Genomic DNA, 20,756 nt, shown 5'->3' on the forward strand with positions numbered 1-20,756 from the left:
ATGAAATTATAGCATGTGATAGAAGTTCTATCTAATAAATAAATTTTTGATGAATCCTTATCTATTGAATAGCTTACTTTAGGCTTATAAGTGGTGAATATGGTATAATGCTACTATGGAATTATCAGAAATTAGAAATTTACTTGAAGGATATGCTGAGAAGATTAATGGCTTTCGGGAATCATTAGATCTTGAGCGTTTGGAAGAAGAAATAGCTCTTTTAGAAAACGATATGGCACAACCTGAATTTTGGAATGATCAAGCAGCGGCTCAAAAAGTGATTGATGAATCAAATGCTTTGAAAGCCAAGTATGACAATTATCAAGCGATGAATAATATGCTTGAGGAAGCGCAAACGATGCTTGAGATGCTTCAAGAAGAAGCTGACGAAGAGATGCAAGCTGAGTTAGAGGAAATGACAATTGCGCTCGGTCAAAAAATTGAATCTTATGAGCTTGAAATTATGCTCAATCAACCTTATGACCATATGAATGCTGTTCTTGAAATTCACCCAGGTTCTGGGGGAACAGAGTCGCAGGACTGGGGCTCAATGTTGATGCGGATGTACACTCGTTGGGGCGAAGCACATGGATTTAAGGTTGAAATTCTCGACTATCAAGACGGAGATGTTGCCGGATTGAAATCAGTTGCCCTTCGATTTGTTGGACGAAATGCTTATGGTTTTTTGCGAGGAGAAAAAGGAGTACATCGTTTAGTACGTATTTCACCTTTTGATTCAGCCAATCGTCGTCATACTTCATTTACCTCAGTTGATGTGATGCCTGAGTTGGACGATTCTATTGAAGTAGATGTTCGTGATGCCGATGTTAAAATGGATACTTTCCGTTCAGGTGGAGCTGGTGGACAAAATGTCAATAAAGTCTCTACTGGTGTGCGTTTGACTCACATCCCAACGGGAATTGTTGTGCAATCTACAATGGATAGAACGCAATATGGTAACCGGGATAAAGCGATGGCTATGCTGAAATCGAAACTCTATCAATTAGAAATGGATAAAAAGCAAGCTGAAGTTGATGAACTTCGTGGCGACCAATCAGAAATTTCTTGGGGAAGTCAAATTCGTTCATACGTATTCATGCCTTATCAATTAGTTAAAGATACGCGTACTGGTTATGAAACTGGACAAATTTCAAATGTGATGGACGGAGAATTGGACGGGTTTATAAATGCCTATCTCCGTTGGAACTTGTAGATTATAAATTAAAGTTTAGTATGTTTGAAATGTTTACGAAACATTAAAGTTATTAATGAAAAGGTTATAAAATAAAAGTGCCACCTAAAGCACTTTTATTTTGATATAATTATAAGAGTTCAATTGATGGATTCATTCTATGAAGCTGTCAGTAGGGCTAAAAGTTCTGTTATTTTAGAAAAAAAGAAAAGGTACGTGTGTGCCCGTTTTCTTGTTTTTTGAGAGCAGAATTTAAAAACATCCATAGTGATTAAAAAAATGGATTTTACGGACGAGTCCTAACGTTTGTTAGGACTTGGAAGAAAAATCTAGCATAGGAAAGGTACTATGAGTATTATAAAATTAAGCAACGTTTCCAAGAAATATTCTAATGGAACAACGGCTTTGCGTAATATCTCGCTTGAAATTGAGCCGGGAGAATTTACCTATATCGTTGGTCCATCAGGAGCCGGGAAATCGACCTTTATCAAACTACTTTATCGTGAATTAAAGATTGACCGTGGTTCTGGAACAGTTGCGCAATATGATTTATCTAAATTAAAACGTCGTGATGTGCCAATGCTTCGTCGCTCTGTTGGAGTTGTTTTCCAAGACTATAAACTTTTGCCAAAGAAAACTGTTTTTGAAAATATCTCCTACGCCATGGAAGTTATTGGGAAAAGTCCTCGTGAAATTAAAAAACGAGTGAATGAAGTGCTTGACCTTGTTGGTCTGAAACACAAAATTCGTTCATTTCCAAATGAACTCTCAGGTGGGGAACAGCAGCGTGTAGCAATTGCTCGTTCAATTGCCAATGCACCAAAAGTATTGATTGCTGATGAACCTACAGGGAACTTAGACCCTGAAAACTCTTGGGAAATCATGAATCTGCTTGAAAAAATTAATCTTCAAGGGACAACCATTTTGATGGCAACCCACAATAGCCAAATCGTTAACACTTTAAAACACCGTGTTATCGCAATTGAAAACGGACGAATTGTCCGCGACCAAGAGGAAGGAGTTTACGGCTACGATGATTAGAAATTTCTTCAAACACCTTTTGGAGTCGCTCAAAAACTTAAAACGTAATGGTTGGATGACAGTTGCGGCTGTTTCATCAGTAACAATTACTTTAGTTTTAGTTGGACTTTTCCTTTCAGTTATCTTGAATACTTCAAAAATATCTAATGGGATTGAAAACAATGTTCGGATTGTTGCCTACATGAAATTAGATGTTCATGATCAAGAGACAAAAATTCAAGATCCAAAAGATAATAAAAAAACAATCAATAATCCTGACCACCTGAAGATTTACGATTCAATCAAAAAAGTTCCTAATGTAAAAACTGTTACTTTTTCAAGTAAAGAAGCTCAGTTGAAAGAACTAACAAAGGCCTTAGGAAATAACTGGAATCTCTTTAAAGGTGATGCCAATCCACTTTACGATGCTTATATTGTTGAAGCTGATAAACCAGCAAATGTAAAATCAGTCACTTCAAAAATATCAAAACTTTCAGGAATTGAAAAAGCTACTTATGGTGGTGCAAATACTGCAAAACTTTTCCAAATTGCTCAGGGAATTCGAACTTGGGGAACTGCAGCGGCTATTCTGTTAATTTTCGTTGCTGTCTTCTTGATTTCTAACACCATTCGAATTACTATTCTATCAAGACAACGTGAAATTCAAATTATGCGTCTGGTTGGGGCTAAAAATGGTTATATCCGTTGGCCTTTCTTCTTGGAAGGCGCTTGGGTTGGACTTTTAGGTTCAATTATTCCAGGACTTATTGTTGCTTGGGCTTACCGCCTTGCTTTTGTTAGCTTGACACCAAGTCTTCAATCACAAAAGCTTGAAATGTATGCGACAAATCAATTCATTCCTGCAATAGTTGGATTGATGGCCGTGATTGGTATTTTGATTGGTTCATTTGGAGCCCTCTTATCAATGCGTCGTTTCCTTAAAATTTAATAAAATTAAAAGAGAAGTTAAATCTTCTCTTTTTTTTGCTAAAAAAAGCTGTCAGTAAATAAGTTTTTACTTATTTACTGACAGACTCTTAAATTTGTTTAATTAGATATCATAATCTTCATCAGACATGGCTTCCACTTCGCCAAGAAGGTATGAATTACCAACTTGTGAGAAGAAGTCGTGGTTTGATGACGAAGTTGAAATTCCATTCATAACCACTGGGTTAACGTCTGCTGCGGTATCAGGGAAAAGTGGATCTTGTCCAAGATTCATCAAAGCTTTATTGGCATTATAACGCAAGAAAGTTAAAACTTCATCAGTCCAACCAACTTTGTCATAAAGTAAATGAGAATATTTTTCTTCATTTTCATAAAGTTGATAAAGCAATTCATACATCCAATCACGGAATTCACCTTGCTCATCTTCAGATAACTCATTAAAACCAAGTTGGAATTTGTAACCAATATAAGTACCGTGAACTGACTCATCACGAATAATTAATTTAATAATTTCCGCTGAGTTAATCATTTTGTTATTTCCAAGATAGCGCAAAGGGGTATAGAAACCAGAGTAGAAGAGGCAAGTTTCAAGGAAAACAGAAGCCACTTTCTTTTGCAAAGGAGTACCAGATTCATAAATTTTATTGATGATTTCGGCTTTTGTTTGCATATAAACATTGGTATCTACCCAATTAAAAAGTTCTTCAATTTCTTTTTTCGTGTTTAGAGTTGAAAAAATTGTTGAATAAGACTTTGCATGAACAGATTCCATAAATTGGATATTGTTGAAACAGGCAATTTCTTGAGGTGTTCTTGCATCATGTTTGAGCACTTCAGCACCATCAACAGATTGCAAAGTATCAAGCAATGTCAAACCAGCAAAGGCCTTAGCAAAGGTATCACGTTCCAATTGAGGAAGTTTACGCCAATCATCTAAATCGTTAGATACAGGAACACGAGTATCTAACCAAAATTGACTTGTTAATTTTTCCCAAGTATATTTGTCAATAGAATCCTCAATAGAATTCCAGTCAATGGCACTGTAATAAGTGGGGACAGTAAGATTTTCAGTTTCAGACATATTTTAAGATATGAGCCTGCTTTAAAAAGGGCAAACTCAATTCCTTTCTCTCATTTATTTACTGACAGAAAATACTGTCAGTATTTTTAGCTTAGTCATAAATTCTGTCAGTAAATTTTCACTTACCAACGAAGCTGTCAGTAAAAATAGGGACTCATTAGACCAAAAACTTTCGATAATTTATCAAAAGTTAATGTCAATAATCGTTTTAGAACATTTCGCAAATGCTTACCCCATTTTCATTCATTGATGATACTTTAATGAATGAAAACAAGTAAGAAAATAGAAAGTCCGTCTTAGCGGCTTCCGTAGAAGCAATAGATGCTTTAGCACCAATGCTTCTGTTGTATTAAATAACGCAACTTTCACATTGGTTAGCACCGACTTCTTCTTGGTCGTCAGTAAATGTACGAATGTAGTAAATTGTTTTGATTCCTTTTTTGTAAGCATAGTTACGCAAAATAGACAAGTCACGAGTTGTCATTTTATTATTTGCCACTTTCCATTCATAGAGACCTTCAGGTAAAGTTGAACGCATAAATAAAGTGAGTGACAAACCTTGGTCAACATGTTCTGTAGCAGCTGCATAAACGTCAATTACTGCACGCATATCTGTATCATAAGCTGATTTGTAATAAGGAATTGTTTCAGTGGCAAGTCCAGCAGCTGGATAATAAATTTTCCCAACTTTCTTTTCTTGACGTTCTTCGATGCGATTGACAATTGGATGAATAGAAGAAGAACAGTCATTGATATAAGAAATAGAACCATTTGGAGCCACAGCCATACGATATGAATTATAGAGTCCAGAAGTTTTTACTGTGTCACGTAAAGCAGTCCAATCCTCAATTGTTGGAACAGCAATCCCTTTGAAAAGTTCTTGAACTTTAGGAGATACAGCTGCAAAATAATCATGTGTTAAATATTTATCAAAATAAGAACCATCAGCATAGGCAGATTTTTCAAAATTCTTGAAGCTAGATCCTTTTTCAACAGCTAATTTATTTGAAGCCACTAAAGTATAATAGTTCAACAACATGAAATAAACACTAGTAAATTCAACGGCTTCTTTGCTGTCATAATGAATTTGATTTTGTGCTAAGAAAGAATGTAAGCCCATTGCTCCAAGCCCAATCGCATGCATTTCATCATTACCTTTACGAACAGTTGGAACAGTATCGAGGTTTGAAGTTTCGGAGATGAAAGTTAAAGCGCGAACCATTGCTTCAATAGAAGTTCCAAATTCATTGCTAGAAGTCATCATATTCAAAACATTAGTTGAACCCAAGTTACAAGCGACGTCAGTTCCAACCACCTTATAAGTTTGGTCATCGTTCAAAACAGAAGGCGTTTGGACTTGCAAAATTTCAGAACAAAGGTTAGACATTGAAATTACACCATCAACAGGGTTAGCTTGATTGACTGTGTCAACATTTACGATGTAAGGATAACCAGATTCTTGTTGAAGTTTTGAAAGTTCTTGTTCAAGTTCACGGGCATTAATCGGTGTTTTACGAATTTCTGGATTGGCTACCATTTTGTCATATTCAGCTGTGATATCCACTTCGGCAAAAGGTTTGCCATAATATTTTTCAACAAAATATGGTTCAAAGAGATACATTGTTTCTCCCTTTTTGACCAATTCATAGAATTTATCAGGAACAGTAACCCCAAGAGAGAGTGTTTTAACACGAATTTTTTCATCCGCATTTTCTTTTTTAGTGGACAAGAATTCCATAATATCTGGATGGAATAGTGATAAATAAACAACACCAGCACCTTGACGTTGCCCCAATTGATTGGCATAAGAAAAGGCGTCTTCAAAAAGTTTCATGACAGGAACGACACCAGCTGCCACTCCATCGTAACCTTTGATAGGTGCACCAGCAGCACGTAAATTAGTCAAGTTTAGACCAACACCACCACCATTTTTAGAAAGTTGCAAGGCAGAGTTAATTGTTCGTCCAATTGAATTCATATCATCAGTTAATTGTAGAAGGAAACAAGAAACAAATTCACCACGACGCTTACGTCCAGCATTTAGAAAAGTCGGAGTCGCAGGTTGATAACGACGATTAATCATTGCAAAAGCAAGATTATTAGCTAATTTTTCATCGCCGTCAGCCATGTATAAAGCATTCATTAACACACGATCTTCAAAATCTTCAAGATAGAGAGAACCGTCATTGTTTTTCATGGCATATTGATTATAAAATTTGTAAGCAGCCATAAATGAATCAAAATGAAATTCAAATTTACTCAATTCTTTACGAAGATTGGTAATGAATTCTGGTTTATATTTTTCAAGAAACTCAGCTTCTAGATATTCTTCTTTAACGAGCCAATTGAGTTTATCGATATATGTATCGGCTTCATAACGATTAGGTTCGACATTTTCTTTAAAAAAAGCAGTAATTGCTTCTTTATCTTTAGCAAGAGGAATGCTACCATTAACGGGAATGTTAATCTCGTTATTAAGCTTGAAATAAGTTACATCTTTAAGTTGTTTTAGAGACATAAGTGACCTTTCTTAAAGCGTTCAACCATAAAGAACAGAGGGATGAACTCTAATATTATAATAAGTTCAAACTAATTAATAGAAATAAAAAGTTAAAAATAAAGAGGCTTCACTCAATAGGGTGAAGCCATAAAATCACAGCGGATTTTTGAAGGTGACTTTCGCTCCTTTGTCAAGCTGTGTAGCGAGTTTTTCGACAGCAGCAACATCGGCTGGTGTACCATTAAACTCAAAATCATATAAAAGCGGAATTTGGTATTTTGCAGAAAGTTCTTTAGCAGTAAAAATATAAATACCTGCGAAATTACGATTTCCTGTACCAATAATTCCTAGACAATGTTTATAATTATCATTATAAGCCATAAAGTCAAAAACAGGGTCCATAACATCTATTGATTTAGAAACAGTTGGAGATTCTTCGGCATAACTTGGCGTTATCAAAAGAAAAGGTTCATTCATTTCTATATCATCGTCAGGACTGATTTCGACATTTGGTAAGTTTGTTTTGGAAACAAAGCGACGTGTTTGCCCAGTCACACTGAAATAAGCAAGTTTCATATTAAGCCAACTTTGCTAATTCGCTAGGACGGAAACCAGAGAAGGCAAAGTCATCTTTAGTAATGACAGGTGCAGCACGAAATCCCATTTCAATCACTTTTTCAACAAATTCAGGTTGTTCATCGATATTGATTTCATCGAAGGCAATTTCATGTTCTGAGAGCCATTTTTTGACCATTTTGCATTGCATACAATTGTTTTTAGAATAGACTGTAACCATTTTAAATCTCCTTTGAGGACAAACGTATTTTATTAGTGAGAGTAAAAAGTCTTTGACTTTTTCTCGACTTTTTATAGTCTTATTTTATCGTAAAAAAAATATCTAGTCAAATTAAAGATACTAGATATTGTGTTGAATTATGTAAAATTATAAAAATAACACAACATATTGTGCTATTTTTCTTTTTGTTTTGATAAGTTTAAACCAAATGGGACAAGGGATTCGCAATGATTTTTGATTCTTTTGAGATTTGTTCTATGTCGTAAAATAATAATAATTGCTAAAACAAAAATAATAATTGAGAATAAAAGGTCGTAGGAAGTAAGAATAAATCCGATGCTAGGGAAAATAAGAATTCCCAATAAAGCAAATACAGCACCTATCACACTAGAGAGACTAATCATGCTAAAAAGCCATAGGACAATGATAAAGACAACAAGAAGGTAAATTAAGAAGAGCGGACTAAATCCAAGAATCACACCAGCAGAAGTTGCAACAGCTTTACCACCTTTAAAGCGGTCGAATATTGAAAAAGTATGTCCAATGACAGCAAGAAGACCGAAAATTAGAGGTGAAACACCATTGATATGGAAGAAAAGGGGTAAAAGAGTAGCAAGTGTCCCCTTTAGTAAGTCAAAAGCAAAAACTGAAATTCCTGCCTTTACACCTAGAATTCTAAAAGTATTGGTTGTTCCAGTATTTCCTGAGCCATAGTCATGGAGATTTTTTTTGAAAAAAATCTTGCCAATCCATAAGCCGAATGGAATTGCCCCTAAAAGATAGCTGGCAATGAGAAGAAGAATAATAGTAAGCATAAGTTCTCCGAAGTTTATTTCGTTTAAAATCGATAATCTCTTTTAACTGTACAATTATATCATATTTTTAATAAAGATTACTGACAATATTGAAACATCTTCACTTACTTTTGGAAAAATTCTTACTATTAGATGAAAAAATTGTCAGCAGTCCTTTGACAAAGCTTTCTGAACAAGGTACAATAATCAAGATGAATATTTTTTATTAGCTCATTGTGGATAAAAAAATAGTGATTTAGATAGAAGATATAGGCTTTCGATGAGAGGAAAATAAATGGTAATAGATATTAATAACTATGATGACAGTGCGATTCAGGTTCTTGAAGGATTGGATGCTGTCAGAAAACGTCCAGGAATGTATATTGGATCAACTGACGGAACTGGTTTGCACCATTTGGTTTGGGAAATTGTAGATAATGCGGTTGATGAAGCTTTATCTGGCTTTGGTAACAGAATTTCGGTGACCATTAATGCTGATGGTTCTTTATCAGTAGAAGATGAAGGACGGGGAATGCCAGTTGGGAAACACGCCATGGGTATTCCAACTGTTGAAGTAATTTTTACTATTTTGCACGCAGGTGGTAAATTTGGTCAAGGGGGTTATAAAACTTCTGGTGGACTCCATGGTGTTGGATCTTCAGTCGTAAATGCCCTCTCGACTTGGTTAGAAGTTGAAATTACTCGTGACGGGACTGTTTATCGTCAACGTTTTGAAAATGGTGGACATCCAGCGACAACTTTAGAAAAAATTGGGAAAGCACCAAAGTCTAAAACAGGAACTAAAGTTACCTTCATGCCGGATTCTAGCATTTTTTCGACAACAGAATTTAAATATAATATCATTTCAGAACGACTAAATGAGTCTGCTTTTCTTTTAAAAGAAGTGACGATTAGTCTTGAAGATAAACGAACAGATGAAAAAGAAGAATTTCATTATGAAAATGGGGTTCAAGATTTCGTTTCTTATCTTAATGAAGATAAAGACAGTTTGACTCCAGTTCTTTATTTTGAAGGAAAACAAGATGGTTTTGAAGTTGAAGTTGCCCTTCAATATAATGATGGCTATTCAGAAAACATTCTTTCATTCGTCAATAATGTCCGAACAAAAGATGGCGGAACGCACGAAGCAGGTTTGAAGACGGCAATTACGAAAGCAATGAATGAATATGCTCGTAAAGTAAATTTACTCAAAGAGAAAGATAAAAATCTCGAAGGTTCGGATTATCGTGAAGGTTTGACAGCCGTCTTGTCAGTTTTAATTCCTGAGGAACATCTCCAATTTGAAGGACAAACCAAAGATAAATTGGGTTCTCCTTTAGCTCGTCCAGTTGTTGATTCTTTGGTTTCTGAGAAACTAAGTTTCTATTTGATGGAAAATGGCGAATTAGCGCAAAATTTGATTCGTAAAGCAATCAAAGCCCGTGAAGCTCGTGAAGCGGCTCGTAAAGCGCGTGAAGATTCACGAAATGGAAAGAAATCTAAAAAAGACAAAGGACTTTTGTCTGGTAAATTAACCCCTGCTCAAACAAAAAATCCAAATAAAAATGAACTTTATTTGGTCGAAGGAGATTCTGCCGGAGGGTCCGCTAAACAAGGACGAGATCGTAAATTCCAAGCCATTTTGCCTTTGCGTGGTAAAGTCATTAACACCGAAAAAGCTAAGATGCAAGATATTCTCAAAAATGAGGAAATCAATACAATGATTTATACCATTGGTGCAGGCGTTGGGGCAGATTTTACCTTGGCCGACCGTAATTATGACAAAATCATTATTATGACCGATGCCGATACTGATGGAGCACACATTCAAACGCTCTTATTGACTTTCTTCTATCGCTATATGAAACCATTGGTTGAAGCGGGTCATGTCTATATTGCCCTTCCACCACTTTATAAAATGAGTGAAGGAAAAGGCAAAAAAGAAAAAATTGAGTATGCTTGGACAGATGGTGAGTTAGCAGAACTTCGCAAGCAATTTGGTAAAAATGCTAATTTGCAACGTTATAAAGGACTTGGAGAAATGAATGCTGATCAACTTTGGGAAACAACAATGGACCCAGAAACTCGGACATTGATACAAGTGACCATTGATGATGCAGCTCAAGCAGAGAAACGTGTTTCAGTACTGATGGGGGATAAAGTTGAACCTCGTCGTAAATGGATTGAAAATAATGTGAAATTTACAATGGAAGAAGAAACAGTATTCTAAGTTACTTTCTTTAATAATTAACCTCGATTTTTCGAGGTTTTTTACTTTAATTTATGATGTAAGTATCACTATTGCTCACTTTAGGTGTAACAACAAGCCTATTCGTAAGCCAGCAAAGCTAGCAAGAGAAACTTTGTTTCATTTTGTTAGCTATGATATAATGGAAGAAATTGTAAAAGAAGATAAAAAACGAAAAGAGAAAAAATGCAAAAATCAGCTTTAATTATTATTGATTTGCAAGCATTCATTAAAAAATTAGCGAAAGATGCTGTTCCTTATGGCTGGGATAAAATTATTGAAAATAATCGAGTTTTAATTTCTGCATTTGACCAAAAAAATCAGCCAGTTTATATTGTGACTGTTGAACCAAAAATACTTTGGCAATCAGCTAAAAAAGCTTTTTCTCGGATGATTTTGCAAGATGAATTGGATAAAAATCCAAGATTACATCAATTAGTAAAATATGGGCCATCAGCATTTAAACAATCTGATTATGGCTTAGCTGACGAGTTGAAAAATAATTCTGTCAGTAGAATTTATGTTTCTGGTGTGTCTATGAGTAATGGAGTATTAAAAACAGCCAGAGATGGGGCGGACTTGGGATTTGAAGCGATAATAATTGAAGACGCCTGTGCTGACAGAAAGTTAAAAAACTTCCAGAAAACAAAAACTGACGAAATACCAAAATTTGGGAAATTAATTAAAACAAGAGAAATTATCGAGGAACTGAATAAAAATGTCTGAGAAATATGTCGTATTTGACTTTGAAACTACAGGATTTTCTGCACAAAAAAATGAAATTATTCAAATTGGAGCGGTAAAATATGATGAGAATAATCAAGAGCAAGCTAGATTTAATCAGTTAGTAAAAAATCAACGCTCTTATGTCTCAACTGAAATCACACAATTGACTGGCATAAAACCAGCTGATTTGTTAAATCAACCAACGATTGAAGAAATTTTACCTGAATTTTTAGACTTCATCAAAGGCCATTTATTAGTGGCTCATAATGCTCCTTTTGATATTTCTTTTCTTTATCAGGCCATTATTGATTGTGCCATTACTGATGTTGAGGCTTTTCGTGTCTATGATACTTTGGCAGAAAGTAAAAAGTTATTAACTATGTCTTCTTATGCTCTAGAAAATTTTAAAGACCTACTAGAAATGAATGATTTACGTTCGCATGACGCGCTCAACGACTGCTTAATCACGGCAAAACTTTATCAATATTTACAGAAAATTGAAGAAGTTGAGCTGTCAGTAGAATCAGAAGTTACTGACGAACTCGGTCAGTTAGATTTATTTGGTGACAGCTCTGATGAAATTACTGACAGCCTTCGCAGAAAGTTAAATTTACCAATCACCAAAGCTTTAGTCTATTATCAGCAAAATCTTGAGCGAAAATGGGAACGTTTTGAAGTTCTTGGAATTTCGATTGAACGAGAGTACTCCGTAGGTTCGAGTTTAAATATTCGTTTACATAATTCAGAGAAAGTGAAAATTCATTCTGATTTTCTAAAAGAAATGCAAAAAACCAATTTCGTGACGATTATGGAGGAAGAAAAATGACAGCAATTTGGAAAGAAAAAAGTTTTAATCAACTTACATTAGATGAAATGTATCAAATTTTAAGCCTGCGTACTGCTGTCTTTGTTGTGGAGCAAAACTGCCCTTATCAAGAGCTTGATGGCAAAGACCAAGTAGCCAAACACCTCTGGTTAGAAAATGAAAATGGTCAACTGATGGCCCTTTGTCGCCTACTTCCCAAAGGGATTTCATTTGCAGAGGCTTCAATTGGGCGTGTCCTTGTCAATCCTGAATTTCGTGGACAAAATTTGGGAAGAGGACTCATTGAAAAAGCCTTAGAAGTCCTTAAAGAAGATGGGGAAGAAGCAGTAACAATTGAAGCGCAATATTATTTGCGTGATTTTTATGCTTCATTTGGTTTTGTTGAAAATTCTGAACCCTTTTACGAAGATGATATTAAACATGTCAATATGATTTTGAAATTCTAAGATGAAATAATTTACTGACAGCTTTGTCAGTAATTTTTTCACTTCAAATTAAGCTGTCAGTAGATTTTAAAGAGATAAACAATCTTATCAATTTTGACCAATAAATAATTTGTAAGTTTTTTTCGTTTTGATTTTGTGGTAGAATAGAAAAAGTGATTTTGTATTGTAGAATGCCAAAAGCAGAGAACTGTCAGTAAAAATCAAAGATTTATTTATAAATTAGCAAATAATTAATTAAAAAAGTAAACAAATTTTCTAAAAAGAAAGTTAAAATATGTCAAACATTCAAACCTTACCATTAGAAGATATAATGGGTGACCGATTTGGTCGATATTCAAAATATATCATTCAGGAGCGGGCCCTTCCCGATATCCGTGATGGTTTAAAACCGGTACAACGCCGTATTCTTTATTCAATGAATAAAGACGGAAACACATTTGATAAGTCTTATCGTAAATCAGCGAAATCAGTCGGAAATGTCATGGGTAATTTCCACCCACATGGAGATAGCTCAATTTATGAAGCAATGATTCGGATGAGTCAAGACTGGAAGATGGGCGAACCTTTAATCGAAATGCATGGTAATAATGGTTCAATGGATGGTGACCCACCAGCCGCTATGCGTTATACTGAAGCCCGTCTTTCAGAAATTTCAGGCTATCTTTTAGCAGATATTGAGAAAGATACAGTAAGTCAAGCTTGGAACTTTGATGATACTGAGAAAGAACCAACAGTTTTACCAGCAGCTTTCCCAAATCTTTTAGTCAATGGCTCAACCGGGATTTCAGCTGGTTATGCGACAGATATTCCACCTCACAATTTGGGGGAAGTCATTGATGCAACCATTCATATGATTGACCATCCTAAAGCTGATGTAGAAAAAATCATGGAATTCTTACCAGGACCAGATTTTCCTACTGGTGGGATTATCCAAGGAAAAGGCGAAATCAGAAAAGCTTACGAAAAAGGAAAAGGGCGCATCGTTGTTCGTTCAAAAGTCGATATTGAACCAATGAAAGGCGGTCGTGAGCAACTTATTGTTACTGAAATTCCTTTTGAGCTCAATAAAGCAAACTTAGTCAAAAAAATTGATGATGTTCGTGTCAATGCTAAAGTGCCCGGAATTGCAGAAGTCAGAGATGAGTCAGACCGTGAAGGGCTTCGGATTGCAATTGAATTAAAGAAAGAAGCTGATAGCCAGCTTGTTTTGAATTACTTGTTTAAAAATACTGATTTACAAGTGAATTATAACTTCAACATGGTTGCAATTGATAATATGACTCCTGTTCAAACCGGTGTATTACAAATGCTCCGTTCTTATGTCAAACACCGTGAAGATGTTATCGTTAAACGTTCACAATTTGATTTAAATAAAGCAGAAAAAAGACTTCATATTGTTGAAGGGTTGATTCGCATGGTTTCTATTTTAGATGAAGTGGTCGCAACGATTCGTGCTTCAGAAAATAAAGCAGATGCCAAAGAAAATATCAAAGTTTCATTTGGATTTACCGAAGAGCAAGCCGAAGCCATTGTCACTTTACAACTTTATCGTTTGACCAACACCGATATTGTCACTCTACAAAATGAACAAGCTGAATTAGAGCAAAAAATTCTCGAACTTAAAGCGATTATTAACGATGAACGTACCTTGTTTAATTTAATGAAACGCGAACTTCGTGAAGTTAAGAAAAAATTTGCCAAACCACGCCGTAGCGAATTACAAGATGAAGTTCAAACCATTGAAATTGAAGCGAGCGAATTGATTGTGGCAGAGGATACTGTAGTTTCAGTAACTCGTTCAGGTTACATCAAACGTACTTCACCACGTTCATTTGCTTCCTCAGCACTTGAAGAAATTGGTAAACGTGATGATGACGAGCTCCTTTATTATGCCAATGCTAAAACAACTCAACATCTCTTACTTTTCACAAATCTTGGCAATGTCATTTATCGCCCAATCCATGAACTTTCTGATATCCGTTGGAAAGATATTGGTGAGCATCTATCTCAAAGTCTCTCTAATTTCTCAGCTGATGAGAAAGTAATTTTTGTTCAGATTGTGGATGAATTTGCTGGTGAAAATCTAGTTGTTGTCACAAGAAATGGACAAATAAAACAAATTGAACGTGAAAGTTTCTCCCCTTGGCGGACCTATCGTTCAAAATCTACTCCATGTGCTAAACTTAAAGGAGAAGATGATGAAATTGTTCTAATCACTCCAGTTCAATTTGCAGACCTCATGCTTATTTCTGAAAATGGTTATGCCCTTCGCTTTAATCTTGATGACGTTCCAGTTTTGGGTGCTAGAGCTGCAGGAGTCAAGGCCATGAATCTCAAAAATGGCGATAAAATTAAGTCCGCCTTCTTTGTTAACTCAAATAGTTGGTACCTTTTGACTCAACGGGCATTTATCAAACGTGTTAAGACGGATGATATTCCGGCCACCTCACGTGCTAATCGTGGCCTTCAAGTACTACGAACATTGAAGACAAATAATCATACCGTCTTTGCAGCCGGCTTAATCAATTCAACTGCTGATTTATCAGCATTGACCGAAGAATTAGATTTGTTCAGTCAAGCTAAAGCACCAGCGACAAAAGAAACTGATGAACAAGTATTAGAAGTTATCAGTGAGACTGGCAAGAAATACGATATCAATTTGTGCGATTTATCATTATCAGATCGAACAAGCAATGGACATCCAATTGCTGATGATCTTGAAAAAATTGCAAGCGTAAAAATAAAATAAAAAAAATCAGCTTTGGCTGATTTTTTTTATTGTCTTCGACCAATAATATAACGAAAGAGTGCCGCATAAAGTAGCCAAAGAATAATACAAGCTCCAATAATCCAAACCCAAGCATCTTTTTGGTTAGTAAGTGGAAGTGGTACATTCATTCCAAAAAAACCGGTGATGACTGCTAATCCTGCCAAAAGTACAGAAACAATTGTCAAAGTTGTCATATTATCATTCAAATTATTATTAAGGACATTATTATAAGTTCCTGCTAATTGTTCAAGAATTTGAGCATTAAGGTGTGTCATACTGGCAAGCTGTTGTGCTTCGATAATTGCATCTTCAAGCTGCTCTTTTTCAGTTTCATTGAACTGTCTGTAAATACTTTTTGTTTTAAGTTGTTCAAGTAGTAGAGTATTTTGGTTGGCACTAGATACAATATACAGCATTCCCGTTTCAATATCAGAAAGGGCCAACAAATTTTTCTTTGTTGTTTTTTCACGCAACTTTTGATTAATTTCTTCTTTTGATTTATCAATTTGTTCTAAGTAAGGAAAGAAAGCCTCTGAAATCAAAAATAAACTGATGAAAAGAAGATGATAAACTGTTTCTGGTTCATTTTGAAAACAATATTTTTTAATTTGATTAATTAAATATTCATTTTCTGGATGATAAAGAGTAATTAATCGATTTTTTTGTGCTACAAAAGTAATGGGAACCGTCTTATAATGAACTTCTGAATTGAGTAAATCCAGACTATTGAAAATCAGTACAAAGTCTTGACTATCAGGGATGAACTCCGTGTGAGGACGTTCATTTTTATCTTCGGCATATTGAAGCGTTTCTAAGTCAATACCATAAGTAGCAAGTTCAGAAGTATTTCTAAGGTCTTCGACATTAAAAGAAAGCCAAGTGAGTTGAGGGTTTATTTTTATTTCTTGCATGATAAGATATCCTATGTTCTAATAGAGCCATTTTAGCAAAATTGTAATTTTTGAGCAAATAAATAGGCGAAAACTATTAATAACTAACTTGAGAAATTGCTATTTTAAAGAATACGTTTTTATTTCTTGACAATCTTTAAATTTAAATGCTATACTTTAGCTACAATTGAATAAATCTTCAGGGCAGGGTGTAATTCCCTACCGGCGGTATAGCCCGCGAGCTGCTTGCAGCATGATTCGGTGAAACTCCGAGGCCGACAGTATAGTCTGGATGAAAGAAGATAATAAAACCATAATACTCTAGTCAGTATTATGTCTATTTAGCCTAAAACTCTGGAGTGAATTTATATAATTCACTCCATTTTTGGTTTTTTGAGCTGCATTTTTGCTCGAAAAAAATAGAAAATTTATCAAAAGACCCTGAAATTTTATTTTAGGGTCTTATTTTTTATTAGAAAGGATGAATAGATGAAAAAAGACGAATACTACATGGATTTAGCAATTGTACTTGCAAAAAAAGGAGGTGGTAATGTCAACCCTAACCCTCAAGTAGGAGCCCTTATTGTCAAAGAAGGGATAATTATTGGTCAAGGTTATCATGAAAAATATGGGGAAGCTCATGCGGAAATCAATGCTTTTAAGGATTGTAACGAATCTCCCGAAGGAGCCACGCTTTATGTGACCTTAGAGCCTTGTGCGCATCAGGGAAAACAACCCCCTTGTTTTGAAGCGATTATAAAAAATAGAATTAAGCGTGTTGTTATCGGGCATTTAGACCCCAATCCCTTGGTTTCAGGAAAAGGAATTAAAGCAATGAAAAAAGCTGGAATTGAAGTTTCTATCAATGTCTTAGAAAAAGAATGTGAAGAATTAAATAAAATTTTCTTTTATTATGTTAGTCAAGGGCTTCCTTATGTCATGATGAAGTATGCAATGACTTTAGACGGAAAAATTGCGACATCAGCAGGTCAATCAAAATGGATTACAGGTGAAATTGCAAGACAGAAAGTACATCAAGACCGTTCACGTTTTATGGCAATTATGATTGGTGTTGAAACGCTTATTTTAGATGATCCACAACTCTCTGTCAGGTTGGAAAATGGAAAAAATCCGATAAGAATCATTTGTGATACTCATTTAAGAAGTCCTTTAGCTTCCAAGATTGTTTCCACAGCTACTGAAATTCCAACGATTATTGCTACAGCTGAGTCTGACCCCAAAAAACAAGCTTCTTTTCTTAAAGCGGGTTGTGAAATTATTTTAGTTTCTTGCCTAGAAGGAAGATTGAATTTGAAAGAATTGACCAAAAAGTTAGGAGAAAAAGGGATTGACAGTATCATCTTGGAAGGTGGAGGGACATTAAATGCTTCGGCATTAAAAGCAGGGATAGTCCAAAAAGTTCAAACTTACATTGCCCCTAAAATATTTGGTGGAAAAGAAGCACCAAGTCCAGTTGAAGGACATGGAATTGAGCACCCCAATCAAGCCTATCTCCTAGAAGGGGCTCAAATAACCTATCTAGGAGAAGATATTTTATTAGAAAGTGAGCTTCTTTAATGTTTACAGGAATAATTGAAGAAATAGGGAAAGTGAGTCGCCTGCAAAAAAGAGAAAAATCCTTCAAAATTAGTATCCGTGCTTCCTTGATTTTAGAGGATATGAAACTTGGAGATTCTATTTCAACAAATGGTTTATGCCTGACCATTTCTGAATTTAATCAAAAAGAATTTACGGCTGATATTATGCCTGAAAGTCTAAATCGTTCAAATTTTGGGACCTTAAATGTGGGTGCCAAAGTTAACTTAGAACGAGCGATGTCATTAAATGGCCGATTTGGTGGGCATATTGTGTCAGGGCATATTGATGGAGTTGGCCAGATTTTAGAAGTAAAAAAAGAAGAAAATGCCATCTGGTTTGAAATCAAAACGAGCTTAAATTTAATGAGATATATCGTCGAAAAAGGCTCAATTACGATTGATGGGATTAGTCTTACAGTTGCTCAGGTTAAGTCGAAATCTTTTAGTGTTTCCATTATTCCACATACGCTCAAAGAGACGATTATTGCAGATAAAAAAGTGGGTGATACTGTTAATTTAGAAAATGATATTTTGGGGAAATATATAGAAAAATTATGGGGCGATAGTAGTTCTTCGATGAAAGAATCTTCAGTAACTAAAGAAAAACTATTTAACAACGGATTTTTATAGGAGATAAAATGTTCCAATATAATAAAGTAGAAGAAGCACTTGCTGCACTTAAAGCAGGGGAAATGATTATTGTTAGTGACAATGAAAATAGAGAAAATGAGGGCGACCTTATCTGTGCGGCCGAATTTATCAGCCCAGAAATAATTAATTTTATGGCAAGTGAGGCCAAAGGTTTGATCTGCGCACCACTCAGTGAAACTTATGCTAAGAATTTACAATTAGAAGCAATGGTAGAGAAAAATACAGATAATCATGGAACAGCTTTTACAGTTTCGGTTGATCATATTGAAACTAGCACAGGAATTTCGGCTTTTGAACGGGCCTTAACCATAAAAAAACTTGTTGATGCCGAGAGTTTACCAAGTGATTTTCGTAGACCAGGTCATGTATTTCCACTTATTGCCAAGAAAAATGGCCTTTTAGAGCGAAATGGTCATACTGAGGCTACGGTTGACTTGTTGCGTCTGGCTGGTTTAAAAGAAGTAGGTGTCTGCGTTGAAATAATGGACGAAGATGGAACAATGATGCATAAGGTGAAACTGAAGGAAAAAGCGCAAGAGTGGGGCTTGAAATATATCACAATTAAAGCTATTCAAGAGTATCTTAAGCAAAATGAACTGCAAGTAGAACAGGTGACTAGAGCTAAACTACCGACGAAATATGGTATGTTTGATATTTTAGGATTTGTCAATAAAATAAATGGTGAGCACCATGTTGCTTTAGTTAAAGGAGATATTGGTGACGGTCAAGCTATTCTTTGCCGCGTTCACTCAGAATGCTTAACTGGTGATGCTTTTGGTTCTTTGAAATGTGACTGCGGTGGACAATTAGAAGAGGCATTAAAAAAAATAAATGATGAGGGGCGTGGCGTGCTTTTATATCTTCGACAAGAAGGACGTGGAATTGGTTTGATTAATAAACTTCGTGCCTACTCACTTCAAGATGAAGGACTTGATACGGTTGAAGCTAATTTAGCTTTGGGGTTTGAAGAAGATGAGCGAGAATATTCTATTGGAGCACAAATTTTAAAAATAATTGGGGTGAAATCATTGAAATTAATGACTAATAATCCGCAAAAGATTAATGATTTTCAAAAATATGGTCTAGTAGTTGAAGAAAGAGTAGCTCTCCAAATCAAAGATAACCCCTTTGACCGTGATTATTTAAAAGTAAAACAAAATAAAATGGGACATTTGTTTGACTAAAGTAAAATAGAAAGTAAGGATAGAAATATGACAATTATTGAAGGAAATTTAAGAACAGAGAATGCAAAATATGGGATTGTAGTTGCTCGATTTAATGAATTTATCAATGCAAAACTTTTGTCAGGAGCATTAGATGCACTCAAAAGACATGGAGTCCAGGAAGAAGAAATTGATATAGCATGGGTTCCAGGTGCATTTGAAATTCCCATTATTGCCCAAAAAATGGCGACTTCCAATAAATATGAAGCAATTATATGTTTAGGGACTGTCATCAGAGGCTCAACTTCTCATTATGATTTTGTTTGTAATGAAGTTTCTAAGGGGATTGCTCATGTTTCCTTAAACTCTAATATTCCGGTCATGTTTGGTGTACTAACAACTGAAAATATAGAACAAGCCATTGAGCGTGCGGGCACAAAAGCTGGAAATAAAGGTTTTGAAGTAGCGGTTGGAGCAATTGAAATGGTTGATTTAATGAGAAAGATTGGCTAATTTATCTATAAGTGCATTTATTTAAATGCGCTTTTTATTTTGAAATAGGATAAAAACTGTTCTAGCGAGCTATCAGATTGCGAAATATGCTATAATTAAAGCATGAAAAAACTACTGTCACTTGTTATTATCGTTGTCGGAATTGTTGCTGACCAAAATTTTAAAAATTGGATTGTTGCTAATATTCAGCTTGGAGATACAGAAAAAATTTGGCCTAATGTTATTAGTTTAACTTATATCAAAAATGATGGAGCAGCTTGGTCTTCATTTTCAGGTCAACAATGGTTTTTCCTTGTCTTAACACCGATCGTCTTAGTTGTTGCCCTTTGGTTTTTATGGAAAAAAATGGCACAAAACTGGTATTTTATTGGATTAACTTTAATTATTGCGGGTGCTTTGGGAAATTTTATTGACCGAATTCGTCAAGGATTTGTTGTTGATATGTTCCAAACTGAATTTATTAATTTTCCAATTTTTAATATTGCTGATATCTTATTATCTGTTGGTTTTGTTCTTCTTTTCATTGCAATTTTGACAGACAAAGAAACAAAATAAATTGATTAAAAAATCACTGACAGAAAGTTTTATTTAACA

19 protein-coding genes and 1 riboswitch are annotated in these 20,756 nt (G+C 35.1%); of the genes, 13 read left to right on the forward strand and 6 right to left on the reverse strand.

Translation table 11 applies throughout. The features are described 5' to 3' along the window. Window positions 1-115: 115 nt before the first annotated feature. From prfB to ftsX, 3 genes are all read left to right on the forward strand, one after another. A complete protein-coding gene (prfB, locus tag IAE51_RS00385) occupies window positions 116-1,213 on the forward strand; it encodes a peptide chain release factor 2 (protein WP_003130963.1) in 1,098 nt (365 codons plus the stop codon). A 327-nt stretch (window positions 1,214-1,540) separates the two neighbouring features. Next, window positions 1,541-2,233 carry a cell division ATP-binding protein FtsE gene (gene ftsE, locus IAE51_RS00390; RefSeq protein WP_003130964.1) on the forward strand — a complete coding sequence of 231 codons (693 nt, stop codon included), beginning with the start codon at window positions 1,541-1,543 and terminating at the stop codon, window positions 2,231-2,233. Continuing rightward, a complete protein-coding gene (ftsX, locus tag IAE51_RS00395) occupies window positions 2,226-3,161 on the forward strand; it encodes a permease-like cell division protein FtsX (RefSeq protein WP_033900035.1) in 936 nt (311 codons plus the stop codon). Before ftsE ends, ftsX begins: the two co-directional genes overlap by 8 nt. A 102-nt stretch (window positions 3,162-3,263) precedes the next feature. On the opposite strand, the gene nrdF is transcribed toward ftsX, so the two are convergent. The 5 genes from nrdF to plsY form a co-directional block, all read right to left on the reverse strand. Beyond that, window positions 3,264-4,241 carry a class 1b ribonucleoside-diphosphate reductase subunit beta gene (nrdF, locus tag IAE51_RS00400; protein WP_012897610.1) on the reverse strand — a complete coding sequence of 326 codons (978 nt, stop codon included), beginning with the start codon at window positions 4,239-4,241 and terminating at the stop codon, window positions 3,264-3,266. Window positions 4,242-4,590: 349 nt separating this feature from the next. After that, window positions 4,591-6,759 (reverse strand): class 1b ribonucleoside-diphosphate reductase subunit alpha, encoded by a 2,169-nt coding sequence (gene nrdE, locus IAE51_RS00405; RefSeq protein ID WP_025016627.1) that lies wholly within the window; start codon window positions 6,757-6,759, stop codon window positions 4,591-4,593. Window positions 6,760-6,894: 135 nt separating this feature from the next. Then, the gene (gene nrdI, locus IAE51_RS00410) at window positions 6,895-7,317 is read right to left on the reverse strand and encodes a class Ib ribonucleoside-diphosphate reductase assembly flavoprotein NrdI (protein WP_003130968.1); all 423 of its coding nucleotides are present in this window, start codon (window positions 7,315-7,317) and stop codon (window positions 6,895-6,897) included. Window position 7,318: 1 nt separating this feature from the next. Continuing rightward, a complete protein-coding gene (locus IAE51_RS00415) occupies window positions 7,319-7,537 on the reverse strand; it encodes a redoxin NrdH (RefSeq protein ID WP_012897612.1) in 219 nt (72 codons plus the stop codon). Between the two features lie 173 nt (window positions 7,538-7,710). After that, window positions 7,711-8,352, reverse strand: coding sequence for a glycerol-3-phosphate 1-O-acyltransferase PlsY (plsY, locus tag IAE51_RS00420; RefSeq protein WP_010905665.1), 642 nt, complete (start codon window positions 8,350-8,352; stop codon window positions 7,711-7,713). A 274-nt stretch (window positions 8,353-8,626) separates the two neighbouring features. On the opposite strand from plsY, the gene parE reads away from it, so the two are divergent. From parE to parC, 5 genes are all read left to right on the forward strand, one after another. Further along, window positions 8,627-10,561 carry a DNA topoisomerase IV subunit B gene (parE, locus tag IAE51_RS00425; RefSeq protein ID WP_012897614.1) on the forward strand — a complete coding sequence of 645 codons (1,935 nt, stop codon included), beginning with the start codon at window positions 8,627-8,629 and terminating at the stop codon, window positions 10,559-10,561. A 204-nt stretch (window positions 10,562-10,765) separates the two neighbouring features. Beyond that, on the forward strand, window positions 10,766-11,305 hold the full coding sequence (locus IAE51_RS00430; RefSeq protein WP_058223077.1) for an isochorismatase family cysteine hydrolase: 540 nt from the start codon (window positions 10,766-10,768) through the stop codon (window positions 11,303-11,305). Continuing rightward, complete coding sequence (locus tag IAE51_RS00435; protein WP_058211984.1) at window positions 11,298-12,131, forward strand: PolC-type DNA polymerase III; 834 nt, start codon at window positions 11,298-11,300, stop codon at window positions 12,129-12,131. Before IAE51_RS00430 ends, IAE51_RS00435 begins: the two co-directional genes overlap by 8 nt. Continuing rightward, window positions 12,128-12,577 (forward strand): GNAT family N-acetyltransferase, encoded by a 450-nt coding sequence (locus tag IAE51_RS00440; RefSeq protein ID WP_033900027.1) that lies wholly within the window; start codon window positions 12,128-12,130, stop codon window positions 12,575-12,577. The genes IAE51_RS00435 and IAE51_RS00440 overlap by 4 nt, the downstream gene beginning before the upstream one ends. Before the next feature lie 274 nt (window positions 12,578-12,851). Continuing rightward, the gene (gene parC / locus IAE51_RS00445) at window positions 12,852-15,326 is read left to right on the forward strand and encodes a DNA topoisomerase IV subunit A (RefSeq protein WP_032946778.1); all 2,475 of its coding nucleotides are present in this window, start codon (window positions 12,852-12,854) and stop codon (window positions 15,324-15,326) included. 26 nt (window positions 15,327-15,352) lie between these two features. Here the strand turns inward: parC and IAE51_RS00450 are convergent, their stop codons facing one another. Further along, entirely contained in the window at window positions 15,353-16,258 is a 906-nt protein-coding gene (locus tag IAE51_RS00450) for a magnesium transporter CorA family protein (protein WP_003130981.1), read from the reverse strand. Window positions 16,259-16,428: 170 nt separating this feature from the next. Then, window positions 16,429-16,545: riboswitch (FMN riboswitch) on the forward strand. Between the two features lie 181 nt (window positions 16,546-16,726). Between IAE51_RS00450 and ribD the strand changes: the two genes are divergently transcribed. The 5 genes from ribD (at window position 16,727) to lspA (ending at window position 20,717) form a co-directional block, all read left to right on the forward strand. Further along, window positions 16,727-17,815, forward strand: a complete 1,089-nt coding sequence (gene ribD / locus IAE51_RS00455) for a bifunctional diaminohydroxyphosphoribosylaminopyrimidine deaminase/5-amino-6-(5-phosphoribosylamino)uracil reductase RibD (RefSeq protein WP_200094431.1) — start codon at window positions 16,727-16,729, stop codon at window positions 17,813-17,815. Continuing rightward, a complete protein-coding gene (locus IAE51_RS00460; protein ID WP_200094433.1) occupies window positions 17,815-18,465 on the forward strand; it encodes a riboflavin synthase in 651 nt (216 codons plus the stop codon). The genes ribD and IAE51_RS00460 overlap by 1 nt, the downstream gene beginning before the upstream one ends. A gap of 8 nt (window positions 18,466-18,473) precedes the next feature. After that, the gene (ribA, locus tag IAE51_RS00465; protein ID WP_200094435.1) at window positions 18,474-19,670 is read left to right on the forward strand and encodes a GTP cyclohydrolase II; all 1,197 of its coding nucleotides are present in this window, start codon (window positions 18,474-18,476) and stop codon (window positions 19,668-19,670) included. A gap of 27 nt (window positions 19,671-19,697) precedes the next feature. After that, a complete protein-coding gene (ribE, locus tag IAE51_RS00470) occupies window positions 19,698-20,162 on the forward strand; it encodes a 6,7-dimethyl-8-ribityllumazine synthase (protein ID WP_003130993.1) in 465 nt (154 codons plus the stop codon). Window positions 20,163-20,264: 102 nt separating this feature from the next. After that, window positions 20,265-20,717 (forward strand): signal peptidase II, encoded by a 453-nt coding sequence (gene lspA, locus IAE51_RS00475; protein WP_200094437.1) that lies wholly within the window; start codon window positions 20,265-20,267, stop codon window positions 20,715-20,717. Window positions 20,718-20,756: the final 39 nt, after the last annotated feature.

The sequence above is a fragment of the Lactococcus sp. S64 genome (genome assembly GCF_016516525.1).
Lineage (GTDB): Bacteria > Bacillota > Bacilli > Lactobacillales > Streptococcaceae > Lactococcus > Lactococcus lactis.